The sequence below is a fragment of the Kitasatospora sp. NPDC054795 genome, assembly GCF_053611565.1.
Map to the genome: position 1 here is coordinate 1 of NZ_JBSHAP010000289.1, position 1,871 is coordinate 1,871.

1 pseudogene is annotated in these 1,871 nt (G+C 83.5%); it reads right to left on the reverse strand.

The features are described 5' to 3' along the window. Positions 1-847 (reverse strand): annotated as a pseudogene (locus ACWGJO_RS41490) (hypothetical protein); the annotation flags it as partial. Between the last annotated feature and the right edge of the window lie 1,024 nt (positions 848-1,871).

Consider the following 1,871-nt stretch of genomic DNA (forward strand, 5'->3'; position numbering starts at 1 on the left):
GGCGATCGGCCGGTCCGGCCGTCCCGGCCGGGACGGCCGGACCGGCCGATCGCCCGTCACCGCCGGTCCGGACGGAGGACGTCGCCTCGGCCGGGCCGTCGCCGGGGCTCCGGGGGGCGCGCTGCACGGGCAGCCCCTCACCGGCCACCGGCGAGGCCGCGGCAGGGACTACGGCGGGGGCGGCGGCAGAGGCCGCGTCGCCGGTCGCCGGGGCCGCGATCCGCCGGACCGGTCGGCGCCCGCCGAGCAGCGGAGCGGTGCCCCCGGCCACGGCCGCCGTCGGCGGCAGCGCGTCGAGCGGCGCGCCCAGGCCTCCGCGCGTACGGGCGGGGGTCGGGTCGGGCGGGAGTGGTGCGGCGCGGTCGGGGGTCGGCGTCGACGGTGCGGCCGTACCGGCCCCGGGCAGTACGCGCTGAACGGGCGCGCCCTCGGCGGGTCCGCTGCGGCGGGCAGGGGCCGGATCGGGCCGGCCCGGCAGGGCGCGATCGGGGGATGACGAGGACGGTACGGGCGTACCGGCCCCGGACCGCGCGCGCTGAACGGCCGCGCCCCCGGCGGACCCGTGCTCGGGGCGAACGGGTGCCGGGCGGGCGGGCTCGCCGGCCGTGGCGGTGCGTCGGGCGGCGCCGGCGTCCCGGCCCCCGCCTCCGGACGGCCGGGCATCGGCCGAGCTGCCCGTCTCAGTACGGGTGGGCCCCGCGTCGGCGGGGACGACGGGCATGGCCGGCCCGGCCGAGGCGGTGCCGGAGGCCCGGGAGCCGTCGACGGCCAGAGGTGTGGCGCTCGCGGGCAGCGCGGTCAGCGGCGCGCCGAGAACCGGGCGGGCGGGTGCGCCGGCGCCGGGCACGGCGGCGCGCTGGACGGGGGTGCCGTCGGCCGGCCCGTTCCGCGTGGGCGCGGAGTTGTCGGCCGGGCCTGGCGCCGGCCGTTCGGCGGCTCCGCCGCTCGCGGGCGGGCGGCGCGTACCCTCGGCCGGCTCTTCCGTCGTCGCCGCGGGCCGCGGCGCGCCCGCCCCCCGGCTCGCCGGTTCGGTGACGGCGGCCGGTGCCCTGCCCTGCCCCGGGACGGCCGCCACGGGGCGCGCGGTCAGCAGGCTGGGCCGCCGAGCCACGACCAGCGGGGCCCCGACGGGACGCGGCCGCACCGGCCGGTCGGCCCGGACCGCAGAGTGGTTCGGGCGCGGGGAGGCGGCGGCCGCTTCGGGCGTCGCCGCACCGAGCGGGCCACTGGCGGCCTGCGGCCCTTCGGGCTTCGGCGAACTTCCCCTCACCGCAGCGGACTTCGACCCGCCCGGTACGGATACACCGGGCGCCGCCGTGCCGGGTGTCGCCGCGGCGGGCCTCGGCACACCGCCGTCGGCACGCTCGGCCGCCGCGCGCAGGTCGACCCCGCCCGCGCGGGCCGGGCGCGGCCCGGACCGCACCGGAAGCCGTCGCAGCCGGACGGACCGCTGGACCGGACGCGCCTGTCGCGCCGACCGCGCCGCGCCCGACGGCCCGTTCTCCGGCGGCACTTCGGCCCCGGCCTCGCTCGGGACGACCGGCACGACCGGCACGACCAACTCGTCCCCGCGCGTGCGGACGGGGGCCGGGGCACCCGGCCTCGCCACCGCCCGCAGGATGCCGACCGGGGCGGTCGGCAGGACCGCGTGGCCGAGCGGACCGCAGAGCGAGGGGTCCTGCCAGGCGGTGAGCCGGGAGCGGAACCTCAGGCCGTCGCTGACGCCGTGGGCCGGCCCGGCCAGGGTCGGGACCAGCGGCGCGACCGCGCGCCAGCCCCCGTCCCCGGCCGCCGGCCGCCGCCGAGCGGCCACGCCCGTACCCCCGGGCCCCCCCCCGGCCCCCGGGGCGGGCGCGGGGGGGGGCCCCCGA